Source organism: Candidatus Aquicultor secundus (assembly GCF_002791875.1).
GTDB lineage: Bacteria > Actinomycetota > Aquicultoria > Aquicultorales > Aquicultoraceae > Aquicultor_A > Aquicultor_A secundus.
This window is the reverse complement of the sequence record NZ_PFNG01000157.1, coordinates 15,293-23,687: the sequence shown is the minus strand read 5'-3', so window position 1 is coordinate 23,687 and position 8,395 is coordinate 15,293. Positions and strand designations below refer to the sequence as shown.

Here is an 8,395-nt window from a genome sequence, read left to right as displayed (position 1 = left end):
GCATAGAAGCGGAAAACTAAACTGCGACGAACTGCAGGCTTTTATCAAAGACAACTCAATCAAGGTGGTCGTTGATGCCACGCATCCCTATGCCCTTGAAGTCAGCGAGAACGCCCACGATGCTTGTGAGGCTACCGGCGCTACTTATATTCGACTTGAAAGGGGTTCTCTAGCGGCAGAGAACGCCGCTGAACTAGGCATAGAAGTAGGAGCGGGGACACGGATGGCTATACACGTATATCACACAGCAACCCATGAAGAAGCGGTAAGAAAGGCATGTGAGCTGGGAGAAACGATATTTATCGCAACAGGCAGCAACAACGCGCAGGTTTCACAGCAGATAGCCCAGCAGCACAACAAAACGATGTACATACGGGTGCTGCCGGATGATGTGTCGGTTAACAAGTGCCTTAAAGCTGGGTTTACTGAGGACCGGATCATAACAGGGATCGGCCCCTTTAGCTATGAGGATAATCTAAAGCTCTGGCAGGAGTTGGGTATCGACGTTGTTGTGACGAAAGAAAGCGGTGTGTCGGGTGGATTTACGGAAAAACTAAAAGCCGCCGCCAATCTCGGTATCCCGGTTGTCGTTATGGACAGGCCGACCGGCGCTTCCGGGGTGTCGCGCGATATCCATGAGGTTCTTGAGGATGTACTGAGGCTTCTTTAATAAGTTGTCCTGCGCGTATTGCCATAACAAGGTTGGCCATCCGTCTCTGAAACCGTATAAAGAGCGCATCTCTATGCCGTTCCGTTGATTGCCATAAACGGATGAACGCCCCCCAGGATTACAGTACCTGCCATCCGGCAGGATCGGTGCAAGTAAAACCCGCCTCTTAATTTCAATTAAACTCAGGACAAGCTCGATGGGCAAAAGACTTACAGAGCATAATACTAAGCTATAACTCCAATACCCTCATATTAAAATCGTATAATTATTGTTAAATATGCTATACATATAACATATTTTATGATTTAATATATGCTAGTCTAGCAACCGCTAAATTATTTGGTTTTCGTTTTGGTAAGCGTTATTTCTTCTAGCGGGGGACCGGATTAAGTAAGGCTCTTGTTGTCCATAAAAACTAAAAGGAGGGGTTTTGTGCACGATAAGCAGATCAATCCTCAAGATTTGAGCATGATAGACAACGAGACGATTATTAAGCAGGTTGCATCTACAAAGCTAACAGGTCGAGAAAAGCAAGTTCTTAGTCGCCTGGTTAAAGGGCTTCCATATAAACAGATCGCTTCGGAATTATCTATATCCAAGAAGACTGTGGAATTCCACAGCTCAAAGATATTTAAAAAACTTCAAGTCAGCGACCGTTTCGAGTTAGCTGATATTATCACCCAAGATAAATCATAAATAACCAGGGTTACCTAGGAATTACTAGGTCATTCAAGGGTTGTTTGCCCAGATATTGTCTGGTTATATAGGACTATGAATACGCCAATATAGTAGGTGAGGTAAGAGCAGTATTTTTCTATACAAAAGTAGCACAAGCTTAATGCAGGCCTTTATTCAGCAATTGGACTTTACTGGACGGTCAAATGGCTTAATAAAAAGGGAGGGGAGGCTAGTAAATATTGCTAGTAAGTGTCCGAAAGCTATGGGCAAGAGACATAAGATACGTAGCAATGTATTAAAGGAGGAGTTTAGGTATGCATTTTAGTAAGGGTCGGTTCTCTAGTACACTAATCGTATTAGCGACAATGCTAGTGCTCTTTAGTATGCCCATCTTAGCCGGTATGGCTATCGCTAATGTCGCGTCCGATGATGTAAGCCAAAGCGCTAACCTGTCGGCTGAGACTATCCAAGGGCTACGAGGCCACTTAAATGATTACATTAAAAAAGATGCACAGCTTAGAAATTGGAAGCTACTTGAAACTACAATCACTGTATCTAGTCAAGAGAGTTCAGGCGCGGAAGTTACAGCGATATTTGATATCGAGAGGAAGTTCCGCTTGAACTTTGCAAAGGCGGAAGAGGCCCCAGCTGTTAAGGGTCGCCTTGCTTTCATGAAAGAAAAGAGTGGTAGGCTTTCTGCAAAACAACTTCGGGCAGCAAATAAAGAGGTTGAGATTTGGCAGCATGATATTGCTGACTATATTGCCAACAATCAAGATTGCTTTGAGCGTATTAAAGTCGTTGGAATTTTAGACTCTAACGGCAAACTAACACCTGGCACAATCAAGTTCTACTCTGAGGGTCCTCTAGGTGGAGATTATGTGGCAATAAGCCATGATAAGATTCCTACACCGCAAGCAGTAGAAAAAGCTGCCTATGATACCATTAGCGCAACTGTAAAAGAAGCAGAGAAAGACAAGAAAGTTAGCAGTACAGCTACATATTACCGGTTGATGGCCAGGGACTATGCAAACACTTATACTTCAAATACAAGCCTTGCCTGCCAATCCGGTAACTCAACCAAGCAAGACAAAAATTATTACAATTTAGCAGCATATGCAACCTGGTATCAATGTAATGATTGCGCAAACTATGTGTCGCAAGCCTGCAACTATGCTGGTATTCCGCGAACCGGTGGGTCATGGACACCATACCTCAGCTGCTGGATAAATTGTGATTATCTTACAACCTACATGGTTCTAAACGATAACTGGCTATTCGCAACGAATAATAACATTAATGAGTGTGTTGCCGGGTATCCATTCGAGCTATATACGCCTCTCTCAGGCGGTAGTAGAGACTATTATCACGTTATGATGATGGTAAGTAACGACGGTACAACACGGTTTTACAGCGCACATACAAGTGATCGGAAGCAAAAAGTGTGGAACGGCGCTACATACGTGCAATATTTCAAAATACCATCGAACGTATACTAGGATAACATTGAACAAAATGCCTAGTACTCGCTAACGATATGAGATATATTCAAGGAGTAATCTTAACTTTGTATTGTTAGCAATGGTTGCATAGTGTTAATTGTTAGGTCGCCGTTGATAAGTGGCGACCTAACGGACTGTTTGCTCGGCTAGTGAAGGGTTTGAGAAATGTTAAGAAAATGGTTTATAGGATTACTGTTCGTGACAGCGCTAATGCTTATTGCAGGCTGTGGTTTTGATGGCATGACAAAAGCTTCCGATCCAGAGAAACAAACATTAGGGAAAGTCCCACTTATGTTATACCTTGCTGACCAGCAAGGCAAGGAAGGTGACCTTGATAAGCAGAAACTCGTGCTAGCGACATGGGATCTAAATAAGGGCAGCATTTCGCTAGGTAACAAACCTACATTACTGGAAGATCATGTCCAGGGGCTTCAGGGGGCAAAATTAGTATGGGCAGGAGATAATTCGGCTCTAGTTTGTACTACTGATGCTTTACGGTCAGGCTCTATAAGAAATGGGTCATCACAAGATTTTAAGCTTGAAAAGGTAGAGGTAAAGTCGAGCGCTTCATCATTAGTTGTCTATAAGGCGCAAGATGCTCATAATATTATGACGGCTTACTGGGAGCGTGCTACAAGCGGCAACTCTCTGACAACAAATTCTAACCCTAAAGCTGTTCGGATTATAGTAGAGATAAGAAAAGCAAATCATGTCGAAAAAAGAGTCCTTGTGGCAAAGCTTCCTCATGACCCTATTGGCGTACAACCGCTACTCGTGTATGGTACACCCGATAATTACAGCGTGCTCGTAAGTTATGATCATTATTCTAAAAAGGAATCTGGCGCAATTAAGGGCAGTCTAATCCTTGGAAATGTAAATGGTAAAAGCGTGCACTGGGACAACATCAAAGGTGAGTACTGCAGTTTTATCGCGGGCGGGGGATCCGATTTAGTTAAGCTTGGTAACAAGGTTTTTATTGACGCTTGCGGTGGATTGGTAATGGTGTTAGACCTTAGACATAAACCAATGAAACTTACCCCCTATAAGCCTGTTAATGAGCAAATCAAAATGATTCAAGAAAGGATCGTCGATGTCCCAGTCCACCCAGTATTTGGAGCTTACGGCGATATTTTGGTCATGGCGCTCCCTGGCTTTTACGACCAATGGGTTTGGGCCATAGAGAACGATAAGTGCGTAGGAAAAATTCATCTGGATTCACAGAAAAGTAAATTAACCATTTACAAAGACAATATTAGTACACAGAAACAGCTGCTGCCAGATATCCCGCGAGGCTTTGTCCTACCTAGGGATGGCTATGGGACTTGGAAGTAACATATGATTCGTAAGATAGGTTACAGCTTAGCAAGGAGACCCGCCATGAAACTATCTAGGTTTAGTAGAATAACGCCAGCTCTCTTATTGATTAATGCTTTGCTGCTTGTATATACAGCGTGGCTCAAATACAATGGGGATGCCTGCCCATCATGTAATGATCTAAGCTCTTTTGAAATTAATGGCATATATATTGCTTCAGTAGGCGCATTTGCGTCTCTTGTATTAGCAGGGCTATATATAGCTACTAGCTTTCGTAAAGGACTCAAGCTTCTACTGTTTATACTATCGGCTGTATTCGCAAGCCTTGCTTCCTATCTTCAAGTGATTCAGTTTTACTCGGCAGATGATTATTGCTACTTCTGCTTAGCTGCTGCCGTTCTTTTCTATATTGCATTTTGTGCCATATCATTTGAAGTGCTTATCATGCCAAGGCTTCTTATAGCTATGAAAACAACCACTAGCGAAGCTTAAATCTTACCTAGAGCCAAAAAAGCGGTTCAGCTAGGCCAAGCTCCGCTGAGAAATAATTTTTAGCATGGTGAATATCATTGAGGCCTGAACCTAGAGTTAGCTCAGAATTTCTGACATAAGGAGAATCAAGATGCGAAAGCAGATAATTTCTGTCGTAACCGTTGTATTTTGCGTTATTTTACTAGTAACTTCAGCTGGGGCTTCTGAGAGCAGAGATTGTGAAAGAAAAATAATAATATTTGATAGCAAGATACAGGCCAAAAAGCAAGATCCTATAGTAGCCAAATATGGCCGGGTGGTAAAACATCTAGACATAATTAATGCTACTGTAGCAATGTTGCCAGCTAAAGCCAGAGAGCGCTTAGCTAAGGAGCCTGGAATACTTCGCATTGAGGATGATTTAGATGTATCCACCTGCGAAAGCCAGATTGATGTTAACCCTGAGCAGGCGCTGCCATGGGGAATCGACCGGGTTGATGCTGATCTAGTGTGGACGGTCTCAACAGGTTATGGCGTTAAAATTGCAGTAATAGATAGCGGCATTGACCTTGACCACCCTGACTTGGCCGCAAATATAAAGGGAGGTTTTAATACTATTAATCACAAGAAAACTGCCGATGATGATTATGGCCATGGTACCCACGTAGCCGGTATCATTTCGGCTAGTAATAATAGTATTGGGGTAGTGGGCTCAGCTTATAATGCCGAACTTTATGCGATAAAAACATTGGACAGCATGGGTCATGGTAAAATATCTAACGTTATTGAGGCTATTCAATGGTGTGTTGAGAACCACATGCACATTGCAAACATGAGTATTGAAGTACGCTCATACAGTAAATCATTTCACGAAGCAATAAAGAAAGCGTCCATTAGTGGCCTAATAATGGTAGCTGCAGCCGGTAACAATGGCCCAGGATTAAATACGATAAATTACCCAGCGAAATTCGATGAAGTGGTTTCGGTTGCTGCAACAGATGAAAATGATATGATTGCTTCATTTAGTAGTCGAGGGCCTGAGGTTGATGTTGCTGCACCTGGAGTGAGTATCTATTCAACTTACCTTAATTCAGCTTACGCGTATTTGCATGGTACGAGTATGGCAGCACCCCATGTTTCAGGAGCAATTGCCTTAAAACTTCAGCAAAACCCAGGGCTTACTCCTCAACAGGTTGTAAGTGCATTAAAACAAACATCCAATAGGATTCCGAACGTAGCATCAGATGAGCAGGGAGCAGGCATAATTGATGCCTTTAAATTAATATCAACGACTCAGAATCCGTAGCACGCAGCGGTTTTTCGGGTGGTGACCCTTAACCAGGCTAAACTGCTTAGTATATAATCATGACGTATTATGGAAGTAACTAGTGGCATAATAAGCGGCGTTAACAGGATAGGTTACGGAGAATTCAAACTAGTGCAGGCCGATCTGTCATCAAGCATGGGATTTAGCGGTGGTCCTTTGATAAATAGTGAGGGAAAAGTAATCGGCATGAATTCATATAAGAGTTCGGAGCCCGGAAGTGAGGGATTAACTTTTTCGATTAAAGCTGAGGACCTTAAATACGCAATCAGAAATTTCGAAAAGTATCACAAAATAAAAAGAGCTTATATCGGCATTGAAGTATATGAAACACTAGCCCAAAGATTTGATGTTATCCAAGAGCATGGCATAAAAGTATCCAGTGTAGTGAAAGACTCACCTGCAGATCGAGTAGGTATTAGAATAGATGACAGAATTATGAAAATTAATGATAATACCGATCAGATATTTGAGCTGTGGCGCGAATTCTGGCAGGACAGGCCGAGTTACGAAATCCGGTTGAAACCAAAGATAGAAGCGGACCCCGAACTTGTTTATGTGGCTGAAGCCGATGGCGTGATCATCGGAACGGTCATTGGCGGGGACGATGGCTGGTGGGGCTGGATTTATCGAGTTGCGGTGAGCCCTGAGTTCCAAAAGCGCGGCGTCGCCATAACCCTGGTTAATGAAATGCTCTCCAGGCTAAAAGCAAGGGGCGTCAATTACATCAACTTGATCGTAGCTCCTGCAAACGCAAAAATGCTGAGCCTCTTGAACAAATTCGGATATATGGCGACCGAAGACCGGCGCTTGTGTATCAGAATACAGTAGCAAACACGGTGTAGGCATGCTGGGTTTGACAATCTGCCGTTTGGAAGATATAAAATAGACTTGGAAAGTGAATATATGTCCGGGTGCCGCTAAGAGCGGAGAATAGGGAAGCCGGTGAGAATCCGGCACGGGCCCGCCACTGTAAACGGGAAGCCCCCGCATATGCCACTGGTACTTGTTACCGGGAAGGCGCGGGAGAGCGTTTGATCCGTAAGTCAGGAGACCTGCCTAGGACAAAAATAGATGCTCAACGAGGAAGGAGTGTTGTTATAAGGATTTGTCTACCCCTCGGGATGCCGGGGGATTTTTTTTGGGGCGAAGCCAGGAGCCAGGAGCCAGAATGGTGAGAGTACGAGAACGAGGGTCATGCTTTTGGGATAAAGAGTGATTTAGGATTATGTAGGGAGGATGACATGGGGTTACTTCAGGAAGCTTTGGAGAATATAAAGCCGCTGGATGCAGGGGCGATGAAGGCGGCGGCGGAGAGGCAGGATCAGCTTACAAAACCTGCAGGTAGTTTGGGCGTGTTGGAAGAGATATCGATTAAGCTGGCCGGTATCACCGGTAGCGTTATGAATGAGGTCGATATGAAGACCATCGTTGTTATGGCGGGGGATCACGGGGTTACCGACGAAGGGGTCTCGGCGTTTCCCAAAGAGGTCACACCGCAGATGGTCATGAATTTTGTGCACGGCGGCGCGGCGATTAACGTATTGGCCCGTCACGCGGGAGCCCGTGTGGTTGTTGTCGATATAGGGGTCGATGCCCAGATCGATAATCCCCATGTATTATCGATGAAGGTAAAAAACGGCACGGATAATTTTGCAAAGGGCCCGGCGATGACCAGGGACGAGGCGATACGGGCACTTGAGGTCGGCATTGAAATCGCCTACAAAGAGATTGACTCAGGTGTGAAGCTGCTTGCGACAGGGGATATGGGCATAGGAAATACCACCCCCAGTAGTGCGATTCTTCTAGCCCTCACCGGGAGGCCTGTCGACGGCCTTGTCGGTCGCGGAACAGGTATAGGAAACGGTGATCTCGATCACAAGAGAAAAGTTATAACGGATGCGATCGACATGTTGCACCCGGATAAAAACGACCCGATTGATGTGCTCGCAAAGGTCGGCGGCCTTGAAATCGCGGGTTTGGCGGGGCTGATAATCGGCGCTGCAAGCAGGCGTGTGCCGGTTATAATCGACGGCTTTATTTCGAGCGCCGCCGCCCTCATGGCGGGCCGGATCAGCCCTCAGAGCATAGACTATATGATCGCATCGCATGTGTCCGTTGAGCCGGGCCATAGGTTGATTCTTGAAGAACTCGGCCTCAATCCGATGCTTCACATGGACATGCGTCTCGGTGAAGGTACCGGAGCCGCGCTTGCAATGACGCTGGTCGAAGCAGCAACCAAGATCATCAAAGAAATGGCTACGTTTGCCGAAGCCGGGGTATCGGATAGAGAATTGAAAATAGATTGAATTATTGTGGGATTGTATGATTAATATAAGTCAAACCTGCACCGGGGGTAGGAGTGAAAGCGTTTAGATTTGCCCTCTCCTTTTTAACAATCTTTCCCGGAGGGATAAAGGGTGAGGTCGATGAGAA

At 44.8% G+C, this 8,395-nt stretch carries 8 protein-coding genes and 1 riboswitch; all 8 genes read left to right on the top strand.

Annotation, left to right across the window (positions count from 1 at the left end; all coding sequences use genetic code 11):
• Window positions 1–670, top strand: a 670-nt coding sequence (gene cobK, locus COY37_RS06580; RefSeq protein ID WP_286976878.1) for a precorrin-6A reductase, incomplete at its 5' end; no start/stop codon positions are given.
• 432 nt (window positions 671–1,102) lie between these two features.
• Entirely contained in the window at window positions 1,103–1,366 is a 264-nt protein-coding gene (locus COY37_RS06575) for a response regulator transcription factor (protein WP_286678778.1), read from the top strand.
• A gap of 296 nt (window positions 1,367–1,662) precedes the next feature.
• Complete coding sequence (locus COY37_RS06570) at window positions 1,663–2,847, top strand: amidase domain-containing protein (RefSeq protein ID WP_286678779.1); 1,185 nt, start codon at window positions 1,663–1,665, stop codon at window positions 2,845–2,847.
• Between the two features lie 168 nt (window positions 2,848–3,015).
• Window positions 3,016–4,182: a hypothetical protein gene (locus COY37_RS06565; protein ID WP_286976875.1), complete on the top strand. Its 1,167-nt coding sequence runs from the start codon at window positions 3,016–3,018 to the stop codon at window positions 4,180–4,182.
• Between the two features lie 45 nt (window positions 4,183–4,227).
• Window positions 4,228–4,656: a hypothetical protein gene (locus tag COY37_RS06560; protein WP_286678781.1), complete on the top strand. Its 429-nt coding sequence runs from the start codon at window positions 4,228–4,230 to the stop codon at window positions 4,654–4,656.
• Between the two features lie 130 nt (window positions 4,657–4,786).
• Window positions 4,787–5,941: a S8 family peptidase gene (locus COY37_RS06555; protein ID WP_286678782.1), complete on the top strand. Its 1,155-nt coding sequence runs from the start codon at window positions 4,787–4,789 to the stop codon at window positions 5,939–5,941.
• Between the two features lie 69 nt (window positions 5,942–6,010).
• Window positions 6,011–6,790, top strand: a complete 780-nt coding sequence (locus tag COY37_RS06550) for a GNAT family N-acetyltransferase (RefSeq protein ID WP_286678783.1) — start codon at window positions 6,011–6,013, stop codon at window positions 6,788–6,790.
• A gap of 64 nt (window positions 6,791–6,854) precedes the next feature.
• A riboswitch (cobalamin riboswitch) is annotated at window positions 6,855–7,036 on the top strand.
• Between the two features lie 167 nt (window positions 7,037–7,203).
• Window positions 7,204–8,268, top strand: coding sequence for a nicotinate-nucleotide--dimethylbenzimidazole phosphoribosyltransferase (cobT, locus tag COY37_RS06545; protein WP_286678784.1), 1,065 nt, complete (start codon window positions 7,204–7,206; stop codon window positions 8,266–8,268).
• Window positions 8,269–8,395: the final 127 nt, after the last annotated feature.